The following is a 21,426-nucleotide window of genomic DNA, read 5'->3' on the forward strand; positions in this document are numbered from 1 at the left end:
TAGCCCGTAGCCGATGCCGGAACGCAGGAGGCGCGTTTTGAAGGGTGCCTGTGATGGTCGCGGCGGCCGCTATGCATTGGGTTTTCTTGGGAAGGAGGACCTGGCGTGTGGCGGGCCGACACATCAACGATCATCAGGTGAGACTTTTCATGACCCACAGACGTAACGATCCCGTCGCCCTGGCAGCGGCAAAGGCCGGTTTCAGCCCGGCGACCGGCTATCGGGTGCTGCAGGATGCGCGCCTGCCTTCCCAGCGACAGGCGCCGCGCGGCCGACGGCGCCCTGATCCGCTATCGGGCATTTTCGAGGAGGTTGTCGTGCCGATGCTGGAGGCCGCTCCCGGTCTTCGTCCTGTCGCGATCTTCGAGGAACTGCGCCGCCGGTACCCGGATACCGAGTTCGGCTCACGACGAACCCTGGAGAGGCGTATTCGCGACTGGCGCGCTCTGAACGGCCAGGATCGGGAAGTCATCTTCAGGCAGGTTCATGAGCCGGGGCGGCTCGGCATGTCCGATTTTACGTGCATGAACGATCTGGAGGTCGCCATCGCCGGGGCACCCTTGGACCACTTGCTCTATCACTTCCGCCTGCCTTGCGGCGGCTTTGAACATGGACACGTCATTCTGGGCGGCGAGAGTTTCGTCGCCCTAGCCGAAGGGCTGCAGAATGCGCTCTGGTCTGCCGGCGGAGCGCCCAGGCTCCACCGCACCGACAGCCTGTCGGCCGCCTTCCGCAATCTGGACGCCGATGCGAAGGCCGACCTGACCAGGCGCTATGACGCCCTATGCGCCCATTATGGAATGGAGCCGACGCGCAACAACACAGGCATTGCCCACGAGAACGGTGCGATCGAGAGCGCCCACGGTCATATCAAGGCTGCAGTGAAGGACGCGCTGTTACTGCGCGGAACCACGGACTTCATCGACCTTGCCGCTTATCGCCGCTTCATCGACGAAGTCGTGACCGCAAGGAACCGGCGCCACGGTCCCGGCATCGATGCTGAGCGCAAGGCGCTGCAATCCCTCCCGAACGCAAGGACTACCGATTACGAGGAAGTCCTTGTGACAGTGACGTCCTCGGGCGGCTTCACCCTGCGCAAGGTCTTCTACACGGTCCCCTCGCGCCTGATCGGTCATCGCCTGCGAGTGCGCCTTTACGACGACCGTCTCGATGTCTTCATCGGCGGCACAAGGCTCATGACCCTGCAGCGCGGCCGCGCCGGTGTGAACGGTAAGCACGGCCACGTTGTCGATTATCGCCATGTCATTCATTCCCTGCGCCGCAAGCCGATGGCGCTGCGTGGATTGGTCTATCGTGACAGCCTGTTCCCCCGCGCACCCTACCGCCTCATGTTCGAGCACTTGCTGGAAGCTGTGGGCGAGAAAGAAGCCTGCCGGATCATGGTTGAGCTTCTGGCCATGGCCCACGAGCGCGCCTGTGAGGCGGAGCTCGCCCATATCCTGGAGGAGGACCTGGCAATCCGCAGGACCCCATGCCTGTCGGCACTTCGGGGCCGCTTTAGCCCCGATCCCGCCACTTTGCCCGAAGTTGTGGTCGAGATGGTCTCGCTCTCGATCTACGACGGGCTGATCGAACAGGGAGAAGCGGCATGAGCACGGCTCCCATGATCGACGCACAGCGCCTGGGCCTGATGCTCAATGAACTGCGCTTGCCAACCATCAAGCATATCTGGGGAGATTTTGCGGCCCAGGCGGATAAGGAAGGATGGCCCGCGAGCCGGTTCCTTGCAGCTCTCGCCGAACACGAACTCGCCGAACGCGATCGCCGCCGGATCGGGCGTCATCTGGCTGAAGCCCACCTGCCGGCGGGCAAGACGTTGGACTGCTTTGCCTTCGAGGCCGTGCCGATGATCTCCAAGGCCCAGGTCATGGCCCTGTGCGCCGGCGATGGCTGGCTCGACCAAGGTTCCAATCTCATCCTGTTCGGCCCGCCAGGCGGCGGCAAAAGCCATCTGGCGGCGGCGATCGGCCTAGCATTGGTGGAAAATGGCTGGCGAGCACTGTTCACCCGCACCTCTGACCTCGTCCAACGTCTGCAGGTCGCTCGCCGCGAACTGACGCTGGAATCCGCAATCGCCAAGCTCGACAAGTATCATCTGCTCATTCTCGACGACTTCGCCTACGTCTCACGCGACCAGGCGGAGACCTCCGTCCTCTTCGAACTGATCAGTGCCCGATACGAGCGCAGATCCCTGCTTATCACCGCTAACCAGCCCTTCGGCGAATGGAACCGCGTCTTCCCGGACCCAGCAATGACGCTCGCTGCGGTCGACAGGCTCGTGCATCACGCCACGATCTTCGAGATGAACGTCGAAAGTTATCGCCGGCGCACGGCTCAGGCCCGCCGCACCGGGGCTGGACGTCCTGCCGCTTACACCACTCCAAAAGTCCTCGAGACCATCCGCGACAATCAGGATGAGAACGAGGTCCTTGCCAGCGACAATTAAAATCGGCACTGGATGACGCGCCGCGACAATCACATTCTCATCCTGATTGACGCGCAATCCTCATCCTGTTTGTCGCGCTACAGGCCGATCTGTTCGTCACGCGTGGGCCGCCTGCGCATATACGGTCGGACAATGGCCCCGAATTTATCGCCAATGCCGTGCAAGAATGGCTGGGCAGGATCGGTGTGAAGACGCTCTACATCACCCCCGGCAGCCCGTGGGAAAATGGCTACTGCGAGTCCTTCAACGGCTCGATGCGTGACGAGCTACTCAACGGTGAGATCTTCTACACCCTGGCCGAGGCTAAGATCCTGATCGAGGCTTGGCGGCGGCACTACAACACTGTCAGGCCGCACAGCTCGCTGGGCTACCGGCCGCCGGCCCCGGAAGCAGCGACGCCGCCATGGCCGCCCTCCGGTTCCGCTTCGCTCCACCTGCGGCCGGCCATGGCGCCGGAGGCAATCTTACACTAACAAATAACCCGGACCACTCGGTGGGGGCCGATCAAGCACCTGCCCTCTTACTTAGCTCTGAACAGGTCAGGCTTCATTCTTGGATACTGCACCGCCGACAGTTAGCTTCGGCAATGGCGTCGTTGGTGGCGTCATACCGGCAGGCCAACGAATGGCAGAGCAACGTGACTTCGCGATCCATGTTTCATTGACGGCATCGCTCTGGTTGCCACCCAGAACACGATAGTTCGCCTCGTTCTCTCCGACGAGGAAGCCCACATGGCCGCCACCGCTACGGGTGAACACCACGACAGCGCCGGGGGTAGGCTTGCAGGACTGACCCCACTTCTCCCAAGCACTGGCCCTAACAGCGATGCTGACGGGCGTTAGACCAGCTTCCTTGATGCAATGCGCGACGAAGAGGCCGCACCACGGAACGCTATCAGCGCCGTAGGCAATGCCGAGGATTTTAGTGCCGAGGCTCTTTGCCCATCCCATGATCGTCGGGTTGTTGGCAGTGCCGGGGTATTCCTTAAGCCCGATATAGGTACGGGCGACCTTGATCCATTTTTCCATCTTGTAGTTATCGAGCACGGGTTCTGCGCCGATTGCTGGAACGGATTAGTCACTCTCCCCAGCTTTGGCCCTTTTGGCCCGTTTTGACCCTATATCAGGGTATTCTGACGGGTTCCGGGTAAATAGTTGGACAGCAGAAAAAGCTGTCGCAACTCTTGACCGGAGAATGACAGATGATTTCGATTACCCTTACACGCTTCTACGCGAACCCACGCTCATACAGCTACGCCGATACCTACAAGGCTTGTCTCGATCCTAATGCAGGATACAACTGCGCAGGCATCCAGAGTTACATGACTGGCCTGATTAGGCAGATGGCAAACCATGCTGGCGAACCTGTAGCGTGGAGTTTCAGCGAATGGCGCGGCACGAAAGCGACGAACAATACGAAGGAGTATTGGCAGACCGCGACCGCCATTGTCCTCGAATACCGCACCAAGGATAACGGGGCAGAAATCGCCCTGGCCCTGCACACCAAGGCCACTGACCTCGGCTATGCGCACATCATCATGGACAGCCTGAGCCGCAAAGGCGAGCCATCCATAACAGTCGTGTTCCCTCTCACCGAGAGCGTGAATGCCGAACAGTATGCCCGACTAGCTGCCGTCCTGAGCGAGGAACTCGGCGTCTACAATGCCGCAGAGGGCAATATGGCCCCTACCCACTTGATCCACGTTGACGGGCGTTGCTCGCAGTATGTCGCAGATGGTGCCGTGATCGCGCCACGCGGCAAGATCAAGGAGACGCAGCACCTTTACCAGAGCATGGACCCTCGCCGTTTTGAGGCAAGGAGCGCACCAGCCGCCCTGCACTTGGAAAAGCCTGTTGTCACCAGCGAAGACGGCTTGTTCGAATGGCCTGAGACGGACGCCGAAGCGATCATCCGCAGGTGCAATGAGCAGATTGGTGGACGTGCCGAGAAGGCCGACCTGACGCCCTACGGACAGCTTCTGTCCGAGTGATAATTAGACGGAACCCAACGCTAAGAATTGGAGACGAAATGACAAACGCAAAGCACTTTATCGATAAACTCTTGGGCACCGAGTACGCTACCATCGGCGATGCCATGAACGCTTGGTTCGCTCACACCACTGAATGGCCGGATGCAACAGAACAGGCACTTCTCAAGAGCCGTGTCAGGCGACAAGGCGGGCCGGAGACGCTTCACCGCGAGATCAAGGCGCGCCATGCTTCCGACGAAGCGCTGCGCGCAGAGATTGACGCCCTGTTTGACGAAGACGAAATCACCGTGCCGCCTGCCGCCATCGGTAAAGCTGGCATCGACAATCTGACCATCGACACTGCGCCGCTCCTGACCGTAGCACTCAACAGCGCCGAAGCGGCGCGCCGCATCTGTGAAGCCTACGAAACGGCATCGGTCGTTAGTAAGGCTGTCATCGACAATCTGGTCATCGAGGGTGGCAACACAATCTCTGGCTTCGGCCTTACCGATAAGGCGCTGGCCGAGGCTGTAGGTGACTATCTCCGCAAGACCGGTTCGCCAGTGATTGTGCAAAGCAATGCAGGAATGGAATTGTTGGTAGCGAAGGTGGAACGGCTCGAAGAACAGAAGCAGGCGGTTTTGGATTATTTGGCAGGTCGAGCCGACGGCTGGCTTGGCCTAGATAGCCTCGTAATTGAGAAGGTCCGCTCGCTGCTAAAGTGACTGCTAACAGGATTGCCCGGCAGGCTTCTGCCGGGCTTCTCCACGACTGGATCAGCGTTCGACTAGGTGTTCGTGATGAGGGAGATAGAACGCTTCGGGATCTTTCCCAAAGAAGCAGTTCGCATTTGGTGCGCCATAAATTCGTACCTTCCTGTCCTCCAGTAGCTTATCGATAGCTGCTTCGATATCCTCGCGTTGATGTGGAGGAACAGGCAATGTCCCATCGACCGCCGTGACAGGCCCGTTTTTCAGCCGATCCAAGACGGCTTGCTGGACGATACGCAATGACATTTTCAATCCTCCATGACTGGTGTGATTAAAGTGCGCCCAAGACGACAGCGATTGCCGTCAATGCTGCCGCAACAGCCGTCCAACGGGCTGCTTTGGCATTCAGTTCACCTGATATCGCGAGACGCCTGTAGCCCTCATCCAGCCGCACGGTTGCGTCCATGATGTGGATTTCCGGCGCATCGCTAATAGAGGCGAGCGGTGGATCGTAGGCAGGCATTTCGATCTTGCTCGCCTTCCACCAGAGCCATGCCGCGTACAGTCCGACGACCGCCGCAAGAAGGCTTGCTCCGAGAGCGATTTGGCTAGCGATGGGTTCAGCAGTCATCATCGGTCCAGACATAATGACTGGATTTCAATGCGGCCAACGGTTTGTCGCTGCCGCTTGCCGATGTTCCCGTTACGTTCTATTCTCAGGGCATGGAACGAATCGACCCCCAGCAGCTATCCGAGGCAATCCTAACTGCCCCTGCATGGGCACGGGTTGGCATCACAATGCCTGACGAGCGTATGCGTGAGAGGGCAGCAGCCGAACTCGCTCAGAGCATCGTAGAGCGGCTAACCGGATATCCCGGCATACCTGACCCCGATCAGCTGAAGCTGTTCCCGTGACGTGGGAGCGAACATCAGCTTCAAGGACCTCGGGGACTTCCCGAAGCGAGACGCCAATCTCGAAGTCGTATGTGGGAAATGCCGCCACCGTGGCGTCCTCGACGCGGCGAAGGTCTACCGCTGGTTCCTCTGCCACGCTTGGAACACTGCGACCGCTATCGCGCACCTGTACCTCCGCTGTTCGAAGTGCAAAGGTCGCCCTGACACCATCCGCCCTACCCCTAACCTGCCTGACCGCCCGCTCTGGATGGCGAGCCAGCAGGACTGGTCGAATTTAACACGGCGGCTGAGGGGCTGACATGAAAGCACCGATCTCAGGACGCGGGGCACCGACCAATCAGGCGAGCCGCCGTTTCAATCTGCCGCAGCGCGAAGCTGACGGGGACTGGCTCGACGATCAGGAAGCCATTGATGGCCCTCAGGGCAAGGTCAGAACGACCGTAACCGAACTCACCCCGCGCTCCATTTTGTCTTTTAATTCAAGCCCAGACATCCCGTTTGACCGAAGTGTGAATCCGTATGTGGGGTGTGAGCACGGCTGCATCTATTGCTTTGCCCGGCCGACCCATGCCTATCACGACCTGTCCCCCGGCCTCGATTTCGAAACCAGGCTTTTCGTGAAACCGCAGGCGGCAAGGCTGCTGCGCGAAACGCTGGCAAAGCCGGGTTACCGCCCTGCCCCGATCGCCATGGGCACCAACACCGATCCCTACCAGCCGATCGAGGCGCGTTACCGGATTACCCGGCAGATCCTCGAACTCTGCCTGGAAGTGCGCCATCCGGTAACGATCACCACAAAGTCCGACCGCATGTTGCACGATCTCGACCTGCTGGCCGAACTGGCGCGGCACAACCTGACCCATGTCGCAATATCGGTGACCAGCATGGACCCGGCCCTGTCGCGCCTGCTGGAGCCGCGCGCGGCGGCTCCGGCCAAGCGCCTTGCTGCGCTGGGCAAGCTGGCGGCGGCCGGGGTGCCCACGCATGTCTCGGTAGCGCCGGTGATCCCGGCAATCACCGACCACTACATCGAGGAGATCCTCGAAGCCGCCGCCGCGCAAGGCATCCGCAGCGCCTCATGGATCATCGTGCGCCTGCCCCACGAAGTCGCGCCGCTGTTCCGCGAATGGCTCCAGACGCATTTCCCGGACCGCGCCGGCAAGGTCATGGCAACCATCCAGGCCATGCGCGCGGGGCGCGACAACGATCCCGCGTTCTTTTCCCGCTTCCGCCCCGAGGGCGTCTGGGCGCAAGTGTTCCGGCAACGCTTCGCCATCACGATGCGGCGCCTGGGCTTCGGCAAACCCCAGGTCGCGCTGGACTGCTCGCAATTCCGGCCGCCCAGCCGCGACGGGCAGCTCGCGCTGTTCTAGGCTATAAACGCATAAACGCCGCTGCGCCGTGGGCATCGAGGAGTGCCAGCAGACCATGATGCTGATAAGCGAGGATTTTGCCCAGGGAGGCGCGGCATTTGGGATGAAACGCCGGCGGGAATACCGTGACCGATGAAACCGAAGCGCCTCCCGCGTGTTCCCCTCTCCATCGACAGTCACTGACAAGACAGGACAGGAGAACCGCAATGGACGAGAGGATAGTCGAAACCGAGCGCCGGCCGGAAACCCCCACCCACACCACCACCGTGATCCGGGAGCGCGGATCGTCCGGCGGCACCGGCATCGTCATGGCGCTCGTCCTGCTGGTCGCGGTCGTCGGCGGGCTCTACCTGTTCAGCCGCCAGAACGAGAGCGAGGCGCTGCGCGACAATGCCGTGACCAATGCGGCAAACGACATCGGCAAAGCCGCCGACAAGGTTGGCGACGCGGCCGAGAGTGCCGCCGGCGACCTCGCCAACAAGGACAAGTAAGCATCTGAGCCCGTTTGAAAACGCGCGAAACGCGCATTTCCCGGGCACAAGTTCTCATACCGGCAGCGTGTAATCGGCAAAAAGCAGGCGCAGCGCCTTCTTGTCGAGCTTTCCGCTGCCGGTATGAGGCAGGTCGCCGACAAACTCGATGGCATCCGGCAGCCACCACCGCGCCACTTTCCCGGCGAGATAGTTCCGCAAGTCTTGCGCGCCAAGCACGCTGCCCGGCTTGCGCACCGCGACCAGCAGCGGCCTTTCGTCCCAGCGCGGATGGGGCACGCCGATCGCCGCGGCCTCGATGACCTCGGGATGGCCAACCGCGGCATTTTCCAGCTCGACCGAACTGATCCACTCCCCGCCCGACTTGATGAGGTCCTTGGTCCGGTCGGTCAGATGCAGGGTGCCGTCGGCGGCGATGGTGGCGACATCGCCGGTATCGAACCACTGGTCGTGATCCACCGCATCGTCCTCGGCGCGAAAATAGCGCTTCACCGTCCACGGCCCACGCACTTGCAACGCCCCGGCGGAGATCCCGTCGTGCAGCAGGGGAGCGCCCTGCCCCTCCAGGCCGACCACCCGCACTTCGACCCCGTAGAGCGGCCGTCCCTGGCTGCTCTTGCAGGTGACCTGTTCGTCGAAGGTCATGTCATCCCACCCGGCAGGCTCAAAGGCGACGGTGGCGATGGGCGAGGTCTCGGTCATTCCCCAGGCCTGCGCCACACGAACGCCCGCGCGCATCAGCCGCTCGACGACACTGCGCGGCACCGCCGATCCCCCCGACAGCGCCTGCCGGATCGGCGGCAGCGCCGCACCGGTGCGGTCAAGATGCTCGAACATCGCAAACCATACCGCCGGCACGCCCGCGACATGCGTCACCAATTCCTGGTCCATGAGCGCGCACAGCGCCTCGGCCTCGTTGGTCTGGCTCCAGACCATCTTGGCGCCGGTCGCCGCGCAGGCCCAGGGCAGGCCCCAGTTGTTGGCATGGAACATCGGCACCACCGGCAGGACCACCGATCGCGGCGCCAGGTCGAGCGCCGAAGGCGCGATCATCGCCAGCGTATGCAGGACCTGCGAGCGATGGGAATAGAGCACCCCCTTGGGATCGCCCGTCGTGCCGCTGGTGTAGCACAGCATGCAGGGCGCCAGTTCGCAGCCGGAGGTCCAGTCCGCCTCGCCGTCCTCGGCCGCCAGCCAGTCCTCGAAGTCCGGCCCCCAGGACCGCGCGTCGAAACAGATGGTGCGCCGGATGGTCGGGCAAGACGGCAGGATCCGCTCGACCAGCGGGCGAAACGCCGCGTCATAGATCAGCACCGTATCCTCGGCGTGATTGACGATCCAGGCGAGTTGCTCGTCGAACAGGCGCGGGTTGAGGGTATGGAGCACACAGCCCGCGCCGGTGGCGCCGAACCAGGCGGCCAGATGGCGCCCGTGGTTCATCGCCAGCGTCGCCACCCGCTCGCCCGGATAGACGTCCATCCGCCGCAGCGCCTGCACCATCCTCAGCGCATCATGGCGCACCCCGGCCCAGCTGGTGCGGGACTGCGAGCCATCCGCCCAGCGCGTCACGATCTCGCGCGATCCATGCTGAAACGCCGCGTGATCGAGCAAACCCGATACCCGCAGCTCCCAGTCCTGCATGTCTCCCGGCATAGCCATCTCCCGCTATGCACCGAAGGTATGAACGTTCATTCGCAGGACGCAAGACATGCGCGCCTCGGCCCGGCGGAAAATTCCGACAGACCTGTATCAATTCGGGATTCCGCGCACTCTTACGCCGCCTGCCGCAGCCCCTCGGGACCGCGCCGGGCGACGAGCGAGATGTTGGACAGCCCCGCGACGCTGGCAAGGTGCTCGGCAAAATCGCCATCCAGCGCAAAATCACGGCCAAGGCGCACTTTCTGCGTCTTGCCGCCGCCCAGATGCAGTGTCGCCATGATCTCGCCGCAGCCGGGCGCGCCGGTGCGCACCAGCATGGCCAGTTCCTGCACCGCCTCGATGCGGTCGATGTCGAGGGTCAGGAACATGCGCGCATCCGCCTTCACTTCGGCAAGCGGGCGTGCCCCGCGCACGGTCACGCGCGGCGGCTCGTCGGGATTGGGGCTGTCCAGCTCGACGGTGAGCAGCACGCAGGCGCTCTCCTTGCCCCATTTCACGAAGCTCTCGACCATGCTTTCCTCGAAGCAGCAGGCCGAGAAGTTGCCCGACGAATCCGAGTAGTCGACCATGACGAAGTCCTTGCCCCGCTTGGTCTTTCGCTTCTGCACGTTCTCGACCATCGCCGCCATGACAGCCCCGGCCCGGCCGCCGCCGCTGCCGCCCGCCATCAGGCTGGAGAAAGTCCGCGCGCCGTTGGCCGATGCCACCGCGCGGTACTGCTCGACCGGATGGGCCGCGAAGTAGAAGCCGAACGTCTCGCGCTCCTTGGCCATCTGGTCCATGCGGCTCCAGGGCTGGGCATCGACGAGACGCAGGTCCTGCTCGACATGATCGTCGCCGCCGAACAGGCTGTTCTGGTCCGAATTGCGCTCGCGCGAGGACCGGTCCGCCTCGGCCAACAGGGTATCCGCATTGGCAAGCACCTTGGCGCGGTTGGGCTCGAGGGCATCGAACCCGCCTGCCGCCGCGAGGCTTTCCAATTGGCGGCGGTTCATCGATCCGGCAGGCGCACGGCGGAACACGTCGTCGAGGCTGACGAACTTGCCGTTCGCCTCGCGCTCGGCAACGATCGCCTCCATCGCCTTCTCGCCGACATTGCGGATGCCTGCGAGCGCGTAACGCACCGCGTGGCTGTCATGCGTTTCCTCGACGCAGAACTCGGCCTCGGACATGTTGATGTCGGGCGGGGCCAGTTCGATGCCATTGCGGCGCGCGTCGTCCACGAAAATCGCCAGCTTTTCCGACTGGTGCATGTCGAAGCACATCGAGGCGGCGTAGAATTCGTGCGGGTAGTGCGCCTTGAACCAGGCGGTGTGATAGGCGAGCAGCGCGTAGGCGGCGGCGTGCGACTTGTTGAAGCCGTAGCCGGCGAACTTGTCGATCAAGTCGAACAGTTCGTTGGCCTTGGCCGCATCGATGCCGGACACGTCCTTGCAGCCATCGACGAAGCGCTGGCGCTGCTTGTCCATTTCCGCCTGGACCTTCTTGCCCATCGCGCGGCGCAGAAGGTCGGCGTCGCCCAGCGAATAGCCTGCCAGGATCTGCGCGGCCTGCATGACCTGTTCCTGGTAGACGAAGATCCCGTATGTCTCGCCCAGGATGCCCGCCAGCTTGTCGTGCGGGTATTCGATCGATTCCAGCCCGTTCTTGCGCCTGCCGAACAGCGGAATGTTGTCCATCGGGCCCGGGCGGTAGAGCGAGACGAGCGCGATGATGTCGCCGAAGTTGGTCGGCTTCACCGCCGCCAGCGTGCGGCGCATGCCTTCCGATTCGAGCTGGAACACGCCGACCGTATCGCCGCGCTTGAGCAGTTCGTAGACTGCCGGATCGTCCCAGCCGAGCGTCGACAGGTTGATGGTGATCCCGCGCCGGGCCAGCAGGTCGCAGGCCTTCTTGAGCACCGAGAGCGTCTTGAGGCCGAGGAAGTCGAACTTCACGAGGCCGGTGTCTTCCACCGACTTCATGTCGAACTGCGTCACCGGCATGTCCGATCGCGGATCGCGGTAGAGCGGTACCAGCTGCGCCAGCGGACGATCACCGATGACCACGCCCGCCGCGTGGGTGGACGAGTTGCGCGGCAGGCCTTCGAGCTGCACGGCGAGGTCAACGAGGCGCTTCACCTCATGGTCGACATCGTATTCGCGGCGGAATTCGGCGACCGGCGGATCGGAGGTGACGCCGTGCTTCTTGCGGCCGTGCAGCGCCTCGGTCAGCGTCCAGGGGTCGGTCGGATGGTTGGGCACCATCTTGCACAGGCTGTCGACGCGGCCGTAGCCCATCTGCAGGATGCGCCCGCAGTCGCGCAGCACCGCGCGGGCCTTCATCTTGCCGAACGTGATGATCTGCGCCACGTGATCGTCGCCGTACTTGCGCTGGACGTAGCGGATCACCTCGCCGCGCCGGGTTTCGCAGAAGTCGATATCGAAGTCCGGCATCGAGACGCGTTCCGGGTTCAGGAAGCGTTCGAACAGCAGGCCCAGCTTGAGCGGATCGAGGTCGGTGACGGTGAGCGCCCAGGCGACCAGCGAGCCGGCGCCCGAACCACGGCCCGGCCCCACTGGAATGTCGTTGTCCTTGGCCCACTTGATGAAGTCGGCCACGATCAGGAAGTAGCCGGGGAAACCCATGCCGACGATGATCTGCACCTCGAAATCGAGGCGCCTGGCGTAGTCGAGGAAATCCTCGGTGACGCCGCGTTGGGCGAGTTCCTTGTAGGCGGCCTCGCGCTCCTCGCCCTGCAGCGCCATGGCGGCGTCGAGTTCCGCCTCGGTCACGTCCGGCCAGTACGGCGCGAGACGGCGGGCAAGGCCCGCGCGCGAATTGTCCGCCAGCATCCGGGCCTCGCCCTCGAGGTCACCGGCGAGACTGGGCAGCAGCGGCTTGCGGCGCGGCGGCATGTAGGCACAGCGCTGCGCGACGACGAGCGTGTTCGCCAGCGCCTCGGGCAGATCCGCGAACAGCTCCTGCATCATCTCGACCGGCTTGACCCAGCGTTCCGACGAGGAACGCGGACGGTCGGCGGCGTCGACCTGCGTCGAGTTGGCGATGCAGAGCAGCGCGTCGTGCGCCGGGTGGAACTTGGCCTCGGCATATTGCGCCGGGTTGGTGCCGACCAGCGGGATGTCGCGTTCATAGGCGAGCGCGATCAGGTCTTCCTCGCTCTCGTCCTCCACGGCCTCGCCGGTGCGGGTGATCTCGATGTAGAGACGGTCGCCAAACAGCGATTGCAGGGTGTCGCAATAGCGTTCCGCCGCCTCGGCCTTGCCCGCCGCGTAGAGCCGCGCCAGCGCGCCCTCGTCGCCGCCGGTCAGGCAGATCAGGCCGTCGGTATGGCCGCGCAGGCTTTCGAGTTCGACATGGGCGTCGAGTTCGAGCGGACGGTCAAGATGCGCGCGGCTGACCAGATCGCACAAGTTGAGCCAGCCCGCCTCGTTCTGCGCCAGCAGAGCCAGCCAGTCGATCGGCCGCTCCTGCCCCTGCGCGACGGCGCCGGGACGGCCGATGGCGAGGAACGTGCCGACGATCGGCTGCACGCCCACGCCCTTGCAGGCACCGGCATACATCGGCGCGCCGTAAAGACCGTTGCGGTCGCAGATCGCGGCGGCAGGGAACTTGCGCTCCTTCGCCAGCTTGGCCGCGGCCTTGGGATCGATTGCCCCGTCCAGCATCGTGAAGCTCGAAAAGATGCGCAGCGGGACAAAGGGTGCATAGGCCATCGCGGGAATTTAGGCGCTGCCCCCATGCGCGATCAAGAGGGCCGCGCGATCAACATGGGGGCTGGGGATAAGCCCGTGGACAGACGTGCGGACGGACGCCCCGGCAACCCGGACAGGATCGTCAGCCGAGCCTTGAAAGCGACTGAAAACAGGAGCATCGTCCCGAAAAACTTCATCGAGTCCGGTTTGCCCCGCTTGCGCGATGTCCAACCTCGACGGGCCACGAATGCGGATCGCTCCGAAGATCGCCGGATTGTCATGGCCGTACTGGGAGAACTCTGAATGAGGTACGCCTATCTTGCCATCATCCCCCTGCTGCTGGCGCCGGACGGACTGCTGCCCGACGAATTCGCGGCACTGGCGCAGCAGCACCAGCGCCCCGGAGCATCGCGGCCACCGGGCGGAGGCGGCAATGCCAACCGCCCGCCGAGCGGCGGTGGCGGAAACGTGACCCGTCCGCCCTCGGGCGGCGGCAACAACCAGCGCCCGCCGGGTGGCGGGGGTGGTAACAACCAACGCCCGCCCAGTGGCGGCGGCAACGCCCATCGCCCCCCGGACAACGGTCATGGCAACGGGCACGACAACGGGCACGGCGGCAGCAGCCACCGTCCGCCGCCGGACCACGGCCGCCCGCCGGCCGTCCATCAGCCGCACCGCCCCGGCATGGGCCGCCCGAGCACGTTCCGGCCCATGCATGCGCCGCCGTACCGCTATCCCCGCGGCTACGGCTATCGCCGCTGGCATGTTCACATGATCCTGCCCGCGATCTTCCTGTCCTCGACCTACCTGTTCCAGAACTACGCGATGATCGGCGTCGGACCGCCGCCTCCGGGCTACTACTGGGTACGCTATGGCCCCGACCTGCTGCTGGTCGACCGTCGCACCCGCGCCGTCGTCGACGTGATCTACGGCGCCTTCTATTGAGCCGACGGAAAAGGGGCGCGGCCATGGCGGCCGCGCCCCTTTTGCCGATCGCGCCCATGCGGGCGGATCAGAGCAGCTTGACGATGTCCTGCTCGATGGTCTCGGGCTTGTCGGTCGGCGCATAGCGGCGCACGACCTTGCCGTCGCGGCCGATCAGGAACTTGGTGAAGTTCCACTTGATCGACTTGCTGCCCAGCACCCCCGGCGCCTCGGCCTTGAGCCATTGCCAGAGCGGCGGCGCATTGTCGCCGTTGACCTCCACCTTGCCCATCAGCGGGAAGGAGAGGCCGTAGTTCACCTCGCAGAAGCCGGCGATTTCGTCGGCATCACCCGGTTCCTGGCCGCCGAACTGGTTGCAGGGAAAAGCGATGACCTCGAAACCCTGCGCCCCGTGCATGCGCCAGAGTTGCTCCAGCCCCGCGTACTGCGGCGTGAACCCGCACTTGCTGGCGGTATTGACGACAAGCAGCACCTTGCCCGCCCGGTCGGCAAGACTGACCGTCTCGCCGCTGGGCAGGGCCGCGGTGAAGTCGGCGATCGTGCGCGGATCCTTGCTCAAGCCGGCGAACTCACGCGCCGGTGGCAGGAAAGTCGGCGCGGCGGGACAGCGCGCGGATCTCGCCGATGCGGAAAGTGCGGTCGCCGTCCTTCTGGATCGCGTAGTCGTCCTGCTCGTCCTCGGGCAGGCTCATCACGAACCGCACGAGTTGGGACACGCTGCCCCGGCGAATGACCTTGAGGTTGTGGAACAGGCCGCCGCCGTCCGCGCACTTGTGCAGTTCCGCCGAGTCTTCCCAATGGAACCGTTCGGGTCCGGCGCTCTCTGCCCGGATGGTGGACGGAATGTCGCTCATGTCCTGCGATCCTTTCCTCAAGTATCTGCTGTTCTACTGTATCTGGTATGCGAAATCACGGAATTCAACGAGTGATGCGCTTGCCGGTTCCCTCAGGCCAGGACGCCCTCATGGAGCCGCACCACGCGGTCCATCGCCGCTGCCAGCCGCTCGTTGTGGGTGGCGACCAGCGCCGCGCTGCCCTGCCCGCGCACGAGGTCGAGGAACTGCGCAAAGACCTTGTCCGCGGTCGCCTCGTCGAGATTGCCGGTGGGCTCGTCCGCCAGCACCAGGCGCGGGCGATTGGCCAAAGCGCGGGCGACCGCCACACGCTGCTGCTCGCCGCCGGAAAGCTTGCTCGGGCGGTGATCGAGGCGCTGGCCGAGGCCGAGCGCGCCCAGCAGTTCCTTCGCCCGCTCCTCGCACTCCGCGCGTGGCTTGCCGGTGATGAGCTGCGGCAGCACCACGTTCTCGATCGCGTTGAAATCGGGCAGCAGGTGGTGGAACTGGTAGACAAAGCCGATGTGATCGCGCCGCACCGCCGCGCGCTCGTCCTTGCCGAGCTTCGAGGCGTTGATGCCGGCGATCTCGATGAGCCCGCCGAAACCGCCTTCCAGGAGGCCGATGGCCTGGAGCATCGTCGACTTGCCCGAGCCCGAGGGGCCCAGCAGCGCCACGATCTCGCCGGGCTGGACGTCGAGGTCGACGCCGCGCAGCACGTCGATGGTGACGCCGCCCTGCTCGAAGCTGCGGGTCAGCGCCTTGAGGCGAACTACCGGATCATTCATAACGCAGGACCTGCACGGGATCGGTGCTCGCCGCCTTGTAGGCCGGGTAGAGCGTGGCAAGGAAACTGAAGACCAGCGCCATCACGCAGATCACCGCGATCTCCACCGGGTCCGAACGCGACGGCAGTTCGGTCAGGAAGCGGATCGAGGGATCCCAAAGGTTCTGGCCGGTGACGATCTCCACCCCATGGACGATGGGCTGGCGGAAATGGAGGAAGATGAAGCCGATGATCACGCCGGCCACCGTCCCCAGCGCGCCGATGCAGAAGCCCGTCGTCACGAAGACCTTCAGCAGCGAGCGACGCGTCGCCCCCATCGTGCGCAGGATCGCGATGTCGCGGGTCTTGGCGCGCACCAGCATGATCAGCGAGGACAGGATGTTGAACACCGCCACCAGCACGATGATCGAGAGCACCACGAACATCGCCACCCGCTCCACCGCCAGCGCCTCGAACAGCGAGGCGTTGAGGGTCTTCCAGTCGGTGATCACGGCGCGGCCGGCCAGCTTGCGCTGGACCGGGGCCAGGATCGTCTCGACGCGGTCGGGGTCGGTGGTGGTCACCTCGATCATGCCCACGGTATCGCCGGTCAGCAGCAGCGTCTGCGCATCCTGCATCGGCATCACCACAAAGGCGCTGTCATAATCGTAGACGCCGATCTCGAAGATCGCGCCGACCCGGTAGGCGACCTGACGCGGCACCGTGCCGAACGGGGTGGAACGGCCGAACGGGTTGATCACGGTGATCGTGTCCCCCACTTGCGCGCCGAGATTCTTGGCAAGCTCGGTGCCGATCGCCACCGTATCGCTGCCGGGCCGCAGGGCGGCAAGGCTGCCGTCCTTCACCTTGCCCTTGAGCCGGGCGATGTCCTCGGCGGTATTGCCGCGCACCTGCACGCCCTCGACCCGTCCGTTGAAGGTGGTCATGAGCGGCTGCTCGATCAGCGGCGAGGCACGCACGACGCCGGGCGTATCCCGGACGTCCTTGAGCACGCCCTGCCAGTTGTCGATCCGCCCGCCGTAGCCCTGGACGATCGCATGGCCGTTGAGGCCGACGATCTTGTCGAAGAGTTCGGCGCGGAAACCGTTCATGACGCTCATGACGATGACCAGCGCGGCGACGCCGAGCATGACGGCAACAAGGCTGATGCCGGCAACCAGTGCGATGAAGCGCTCGCCCTTTCCGGGCAGCATGTAGCGCTTGGCAATGGTCCATTCAAAAGGGGAAAGGATCAAGCGACGGGTCCGTCTGAGATCGAGGGATGAGGCGGCATTAAGGCTATGCGCCGATACTGGCAAGCGCACGGGTAAACGCACTGTTCAGCGCACGGGCCAGCGGGACCGCAAGCCAGTGCCGGGGTGGATCTGCGTGGCTGAACAATACGTGAAGCGCCGGAGGGTTCCCGCATCGCCTGCCGCTCGCCGCCGGGGATGATTCGCCCCGAAACGGGCTCCCCCGCTGTCATCATCCGGTCATCCGGACGGTGCATCAGCCTGCACGAGCCCGTGGCGAAGCGCCCCCAGAGCCCTGCCATCCGGGCGCCTTGCCAAGATGCTGGCTTCTCCCCTTGCATTTCCGCCCGATCCGATCCAAATGCGCGCCAGCCACTGACGTGCCACCGGGCCGGAAAAAACACCCATGAACCTGACTAACCCCTTCCTTGACGCCGACGGGGACAAGCTGCGCGAAGAGTGCGGCATCTTCGGCGTAATCGGTGCTCGTGAGGCGGCGAATATCGCTGCCGCCGGGCTTCACTCGCTCCAGCATCGCGGGCAGGAAGCGGTGGGCATCACCAGCTTCTCGGGCCAGGAGTTCCACTCCTACCGCGGCCTCGGCCACGTGGCGCAGGTGTTCTCGCAGCGCGAGCTCGATACCCTGCCCGGCACCATGGCCTCGGGCCACGTGCGTTACGCCACCACCGGCGGTTCGGGCCTGCGCAACGTGCAGCCGCTCTTTGCCGACCTTGCCGACGGCGGTTTCGCGATCGCCCACAACGGCAACATCTCCAACGCGATGACGCTGAAGCGCGATCTGGTGTCGAAGGGTTCGATCTTCCAGTCGACCTCGGACACCGAGGTGATCATCCACCTCGTCGCCACCAGCCGCTACCCCACGTTGCTCGATCGTTTCGTCGACGCGCTGCGCATGGTGGAAGGCGCCTATTCGCTGATCTGCATGACCGCGGAAGGCATGATCGCCTGCCGCGATCCGCTGGGCATCCGTCCGCTGGTCATGGGCCGCATCGGCGATGCCACCGTGTTTGCCTCGGAAACCGTGGCCTTCGACGTGATCGGCGCCGAATTCATCCGCTCGATCGAGCCGGGCGAAATGGTTCAGGTGGACCACAAGGGCACGATCTCCAGCCACCGCCCCTTCGGCAACCCGGCCCCTCGCCCCTGCATCTTCGAGCACGTCTACTTCAGCCGTCCCGACTCGGTGATGGATGGCCGCTCGGTCTACGGCGTGCGCAAGCAGATCGGCATGGAACTGGCCAAGGAAGCGCCTGCCGCCGCCGACGTCGTGATCCCGGTTCCCGACAGCGGCGTGCCCGCCGCCATCGGTTATGCCCAGCAGTCGGGCATTCCCTTCGAGCTGGGCATCGTGCGTTCGCACTATGTCGGCCGCACTTTCATCCAGCCGGGTGACGCGGCCCGCCATGCCGACGTGAAGCGCAAGCACAACGCCAACCGCGCGGTCGTCGAAGGCAAGAAGATCATCCTGATCGACGATTCGATCGTGCGCGGCACCACCTCGATGAAGATCGTCGAGATGATGCGCGACGCCGGCGCTGCCGAAGTGCACATGCGCATCGCCAGCCCGCCGACCGAGCATTCGTGCTTCTACGGCGTCGACACGCCGGAGCGTTCGAAGCTGCTGGCCGCCAACATGGACATCCAGGCCATGGCGGACTTCATCAAGGCCGACAGCCTGGCCTTCGTCTCGATCGACGGTCTCTACCGCGCGGTCGGCGAGGAAAAGCGCATCAAGAAGTGCCCGCAGTTCTGCGACGCCTGCTTCTCGGGCGAATATCCGACCAAGCTGACCGACTTCACCGACCGTTTCAGCACCGAGCTGACCGCGGCGTGAGCGAAGTGGCGGGGGCAAAGCCGTTCGACGGACAGGTGGCGCTTGTCACCGGTTCGAGCCGCGGCATCGGTGCGGCCACGGCCATCGCGCTGGCGCAGGCCGGCGCGCACGTGCTGCTGACCGGGCGCGATACCAAGGCGCTCGAGGGAATCGAGGAACAGATCTACCAGTCGGGCGGCGCGGCCACCATCGCGCCGGTCGACCTGGTGGAGCCCGACGGCATCGCCCGCCTCGCCACCGCCGTCTCGCAGCGCTGGGGCAAGCTCGACATCCTCGTCGTCAACGCGGCGATCCTGCCCGAGCTGACCAGTGTGGCCGACATCGACCAGCGCGCCTTCAACAAGGCGCTCACCACCAATGTCCTCGCCACGCAGGCGCTGATCGCCAACTTCGATCCGCTGCTGCGCAAGAGCCAGGATGCCCGCGTGATCGGCATGACCAGCACCGTCGCCAGCAAGCCGCGTGCCTTCTGGGGCGCCTATGCCGCGTCCAAGGCCGCCAGCGACATGCTGCTCGAATGTTATGCCGAGGAAACCCGCAACACCTCGAAAGTGCGCGTTGCCGTGGTCAATCCCGGCGCCACCCGCACCGCGATGCGCGCCCGCGCCTATCCGGGCGAGGCCCCTGCCTCGGTCAAGCCGCCGCAAGTCGTTGCCGCGCGCCTCGTAGCGCTGCTTGGCGAACCCTTCGAGAGCGGCCACCACGAAGACGTTAACCAGACCTCCTAACCCGGCGGTAACCGCGCGGCGCGATCTTTCGTCCGGACGGCGCCCCTTGCCCCCAAGCAGGGGCGCCGTTCCAACGGGACGGGTACCGCCACGATGATCAGGACACAGCCGCCGCAACGCTACGAAGTCGCCGCCCAGGAAGACCGCAGCGCGCCGCGCGTGCGGATCGCCATCCCGGCCGGCTTTCGCGCCTCGGGCACCAAGGGTTACCAGACCGCGGTGCGCGATCTCTCGCTCTCCGGCTTCTCGGCCACCGCGATCAGCCGCCTTCATCCCGGTACCTATTGCTGGCTGACCCTGCCCGGCATGGAATCGCTGCCCAGTCGCGTGGTCTGGTGGCAGGACGGGCTGGTCGGCTGCTCCTTCGAACAGTTGCTCAGCCCGATCATCCTCGAGACCATCCTTGCCCGCTGGAGCGGCTCGGGAAGCTGAGCGCGCGCTTTTCCTCTACCCGCGCTTCACCAGGGTGACCTGCGCAACGTCGATGCCGCCGCCCAGGAACCCGCCCTCGCAATACATCAGGTAGAAACGCCAGAGGCGGATGAAGCGGTCGTCGAAGCCGGGCGGCAGCCGCCCCGCCGCGACCGCCGCGTCGAAATTGTCGCGCCATTCGCGAAGCGTGCGCGCATAGTCCCGCGCGAAGCCATGACGCTTCTCCCACGATAGCCCGCGTTCGGCCGCAAGGCGCTGGAACTCGGGTTCCTTGATGAGCATGCCGCCGGGGAAGATGAAGGTCTGGATGAAGTCGGCACTGCGCGCATAAGGCTCGAAGATTCGCTCATCCATGGCGATGAACTGGATCGCCGCCCGCCCGCCCGGCTTGAGGTTGCGGGCGATGCAGTCGAGGAAATCGGGCCAGTATTGGCGCCCCACCGCCTCCACCATCTCCACCGAGGCGATGGCGTCGTACTGCCCGCAGACGTCGCGATAGTCCTGCTTGCGGAATGTCACGCCGCCCTTGCCCGGCGCCCAGCGCGCCCGGGCATAGGCAAGCTGCTGGTCGGACAGGCTGATCGCCTCCACCGAAACGCATTTGCTTTCGGCCAGAAACGCCGCCAGCGTGCCCCAACCGCAACCGATCTCCAATACGCTCTGTCCCGCCTCCAGCGCCAGCCGCTCCGCCATCGCCGCGATCTTGGTGGACTGCGCCGCGTCCAGCGGCGTCACGAACTGCGAAAGGGCATTGGGCCGCCCGCCCTCGCGCGGATAGATCGCGCTCGAATAGAGCATCGTGCCGCCCAGCCAGGCCTCGTAGAAATCGTTGCCGAGATCGTAGTGCGCGTGGATGTTGCGCAAGGATCCCGAGCGGCTGTTGCGATGCAGCCAGTGCACGAACCGGCTCACCAGCCGCCAGGGGCCGTGCGCGCGGGCCGTGTTGCCCAGGCTCAAGGCATTGTTCATGAACAGGGCAAAGATCGCCACGGGATCGGGGCTGTCCCACTCGCCCGCCTCCCAGGCCTGATACCAGCCGACCGAGCCTGCCGTTGCCAGCCGCAGCAGCGCCCGCCAGTTGCGGATCTCGACATGGGCCGCGAACCCGGGCTCCCGGCCACCGAGCAGCCGGGTCTCGCCCGAAGGCAGCCTGGTCTCGATCGAACCGCGCGCCAGACCGGCATCGATCCGGTCCAGCACCTTGGCGACGCCGCCCGACCACACCTTTGCCAGCCACTGCGGCCCCGCGCCGATGGCACGGCCGCCGTCGACCAGCTCCTCTCCGCGTGCGGGCGCCTGCGCGTTCATCGCATAAGTATGAACCCTATGGTGCCT

Annotated in this window: 22 protein-coding genes and 1 pseudogene; 13 read left to right on the forward strand and 10 right to left on the reverse strand. The window is 64.6% G+C overall.

Going from position 1 to position 21,426, the window contains the following annotated elements; all coding sequences use genetic code 11:
- Positions 1 to 71 precede the first annotated feature (71 nt).
- The 3 genes and pseudogenes from istA to CA833_RS00865 form a co-directional block, all read left to right on the forward strand.
- A complete protein-coding gene (gene istA / locus CA833_RS00855) occupies positions 72 to 1,613 on the forward strand; it encodes an IS21 family transposase (RefSeq protein WP_370584490.1) in 1,542 nt (513 codons plus the stop codon).
- Positions 1,610 to 2,467 (forward strand): IS21-like element helper ATPase IstB, encoded by an 858-nt coding sequence (gene istB / locus CA833_RS00860; protein WP_207077822.1) that lies wholly within the window; start codon positions 1,610 to 1,612, stop codon positions 2,465 to 2,467. The genes istA and istB overlap by 4 nt, the downstream gene beginning before the upstream one ends.
- Before the next feature lie 83 nt (positions 2,468 to 2,550).
- Positions 2,551 to 2,940, forward strand: a pseudogene (locus tag CA833_RS00865) (integrase core domain-containing protein); the annotation flags it as partial.
- 66 nt (positions 2,941 to 3,006) lie between these two features.
- Here CA833_RS00865 and CA833_RS00870 read toward each other — a convergent pair.
- Positions 3,007 to 3,513, reverse strand: coding sequence for a TIGR02594 family protein (locus CA833_RS00870; protein ID WP_207078924.1), 507 nt, complete (start codon positions 3,511 to 3,513; stop codon positions 3,007 to 3,009).
- Positions 3,514 to 3,668: 155 nt separating this feature from the next.
- Between CA833_RS00870 and CA833_RS00875 the strand changes: the two genes are divergently transcribed.
- A complete protein-coding gene (locus CA833_RS00875; protein ID WP_207078925.1) occupies positions 3,669 to 4,457 on the forward strand; it encodes a hypothetical protein in 789 nt (262 codons plus the stop codon).
- 38 nt (positions 4,458 to 4,495) lie between these two features.
- Positions 4,496 to 5,161 (forward strand): hypothetical protein, encoded by a 666-nt coding sequence (locus CA833_RS00880; RefSeq protein ID WP_207078926.1) that lies wholly within the window; start codon positions 4,496 to 4,498, stop codon positions 5,159 to 5,161.
- A 51-nt stretch (positions 5,162 to 5,212) separates the two neighbouring features.
- Here CA833_RS00880 and CA833_RS00885 read toward each other — a convergent pair whose 3' ends face one another.
- Positions 5,213 to 5,452 carry a hypothetical protein gene (locus tag CA833_RS00885; protein WP_207078927.1) on the reverse strand — a complete coding sequence of 80 codons (240 nt, stop codon included), beginning with the start codon at positions 5,450 to 5,452 and terminating at the stop codon, positions 5,213 to 5,215.
- A 25-nt stretch (positions 5,453 to 5,477) separates the two neighbouring features.
- Positions 5,478 to 5,780: a hypothetical protein gene (locus CA833_RS00890; RefSeq protein WP_207078928.1), complete on the reverse strand. Its 303-nt coding sequence runs from the start codon at positions 5,778 to 5,780 to the stop codon at positions 5,478 to 5,480.
- A gap of 89 nt (positions 5,781 to 5,869) precedes the next feature.
- Here CA833_RS00890 and CA833_RS26820 point away from each other — a divergent pair, with 89 nt between their 5' ends.
- From CA833_RS26820 to CA833_RS00900, 3 genes are all read left to right on the forward strand, one after another.
- Positions 5,870 to 6,061 (forward strand): DUF6771 family protein, encoded by a 192-nt coding sequence (locus CA833_RS26820; RefSeq protein ID WP_242526198.1) that lies wholly within the window; start codon positions 5,870 to 5,872, stop codon positions 6,059 to 6,061.
- Positions 6,062 to 6,360: 299 nt separating this feature from the next.
- Positions 6,361 to 7,434, forward strand: a complete 1,074-nt coding sequence (locus CA833_RS00895; protein WP_207078929.1) for a PA0069 family radical SAM protein — start codon at positions 6,361 to 6,363, stop codon at positions 7,432 to 7,434.
- Between the two features lie 206 nt (positions 7,435 to 7,640).
- Positions 7,641 to 7,925 carry a hypothetical protein gene (locus tag CA833_RS00900; RefSeq protein ID WP_142632735.1) on the forward strand — a complete coding sequence of 95 codons (285 nt, stop codon included), beginning with the start codon at positions 7,641 to 7,643 and terminating at the stop codon, positions 7,923 to 7,925.
- A gap of 54 nt (positions 7,926 to 7,979) precedes the next feature.
- On the opposite strand, the gene CA833_RS00905 is transcribed toward CA833_RS00900, so the two are convergent.
- Both CA833_RS00905 and dnaE read right to left on the reverse strand, forming a co-directional pair.
- Positions 7,980 to 9,578, reverse strand: coding sequence for a long-chain fatty acid--CoA ligase (locus CA833_RS00905; RefSeq protein WP_207078930.1), 1,599 nt, complete (start codon positions 9,576 to 9,578; stop codon positions 7,980 to 7,982).
- Between the two features lie 119 nt (positions 9,579 to 9,697).
- Positions 9,698 to 13,300, reverse strand: coding sequence for a DNA polymerase III subunit alpha (gene dnaE / locus CA833_RS00910; RefSeq protein ID WP_142632734.1), 3,603 nt, complete (start codon positions 13,298 to 13,300; stop codon positions 9,698 to 9,700).
- 24 nt (positions 13,301 to 13,324) lie between these two features.
- On the opposite strand from dnaE, the gene CA833_RS00915 reads away from it, so the two are divergent.
- Both CA833_RS00915 and CA833_RS00920 read left to right on the forward strand, forming a co-directional pair.
- Positions 13,325 to 13,582, forward strand: coding sequence for a hypothetical protein (locus CA833_RS00915; RefSeq protein WP_142632733.1), 258 nt, complete (start codon positions 13,325 to 13,327; stop codon positions 13,580 to 13,582).
- The gene (locus CA833_RS00920) at positions 13,583 to 14,224 is read left to right on the forward strand and encodes an RcnB family protein (protein WP_207078931.1); all 642 of its coding nucleotides are present in this window, start codon (positions 13,583 to 13,585) and stop codon (positions 14,222 to 14,224) included.
- 67 nt (positions 14,225 to 14,291) lie between these two features.
- Here the strand turns inward: CA833_RS00920 and CA833_RS00925 are convergent, their stop codons facing one another.
- The 4 genes from CA833_RS00925 to CA833_RS00940 form a co-directional block, all read right to left on the reverse strand.
- Positions 14,292 to 14,783, reverse strand: a complete 492-nt coding sequence (locus CA833_RS00925) for a glutathione peroxidase (protein WP_207078932.1) — start codon at positions 14,781 to 14,783, stop codon at positions 14,292 to 14,294.
- A 10-nt stretch (positions 14,784 to 14,793) separates the two neighbouring features.
- A complete protein-coding gene (locus CA833_RS00930; RefSeq protein ID WP_207078933.1) occupies positions 14,794 to 15,078 on the reverse strand; it encodes a hypothetical protein in 285 nt (94 codons plus the stop codon).
- Between the two features lie 92 nt (positions 15,079 to 15,170).
- The gene (locus CA833_RS00935) at positions 15,171 to 15,845 is read right to left on the reverse strand and encodes an ABC transporter ATP-binding protein (protein ID WP_207078934.1); all 675 of its coding nucleotides are present in this window, start codon (positions 15,843 to 15,845) and stop codon (positions 15,171 to 15,173) included.
- Positions 15,838 to 17,079 (reverse strand): lipoprotein-releasing ABC transporter permease subunit, encoded by a 1,242-nt coding sequence (locus CA833_RS00940; RefSeq protein WP_207078935.1) that lies wholly within the window; start codon positions 17,077 to 17,079, stop codon positions 15,838 to 15,840. The genes CA833_RS00935 and CA833_RS00940 overlap by 8 nt, the downstream gene beginning before the upstream one ends.
- Positions 17,080 to 17,482: 403 nt before the next feature.
- Between CA833_RS00940 and purF the strand changes: the two genes are divergently transcribed.
- From purF to CA833_RS00955, 3 genes are all read left to right on the forward strand, one after another.
- On the forward strand, positions 17,483 to 18,931 hold the full coding sequence (gene purF, locus CA833_RS00945; protein WP_142632727.1) for an amidophosphoribosyltransferase: 1,449 nt from the start codon (positions 17,483 to 17,485) through the stop codon (positions 18,929 to 18,931).
- 5 nt (positions 18,932 to 18,936) lie between these two features.
- Positions 18,937 to 19,659: an SDR family NAD(P)-dependent oxidoreductase gene (locus CA833_RS00950; protein ID WP_142637483.1), complete on the forward strand. Its 723-nt coding sequence runs from the start codon at positions 18,937 to 18,939 to the stop codon at positions 19,657 to 19,659.
- Between the two features lie 93 nt (positions 19,660 to 19,752).
- Positions 19,753 to 20,091: a PilZ domain-containing protein gene (locus CA833_RS00955; RefSeq protein WP_142632726.1), complete on the forward strand. Its 339-nt coding sequence runs from the start codon at positions 19,753 to 19,755 to the stop codon at positions 20,089 to 20,091.
- A gap of 15 nt (positions 20,092 to 20,106) precedes the next feature.
- Here the strand turns inward: CA833_RS00955 and CA833_RS00960 are convergent, their stop codons facing one another.
- Positions 20,107 to 21,399, reverse strand: a complete 1,293-nt coding sequence (locus CA833_RS00960) for a cyclopropane-fatty-acyl-phospholipid synthase family protein (protein ID WP_207078936.1) — start codon at positions 21,397 to 21,399, stop codon at positions 20,107 to 20,109.
- Between the last annotated feature and the right edge of the window lie 27 nt (positions 21,400 to 21,426).

This window comes from Novosphingobium sp. KA1 (assembly GCF_017309955.1).
GTDB lineage: Bacteria > Pseudomonadota > Alphaproteobacteria > Sphingomonadales > Sphingomonadaceae > Novosphingobium.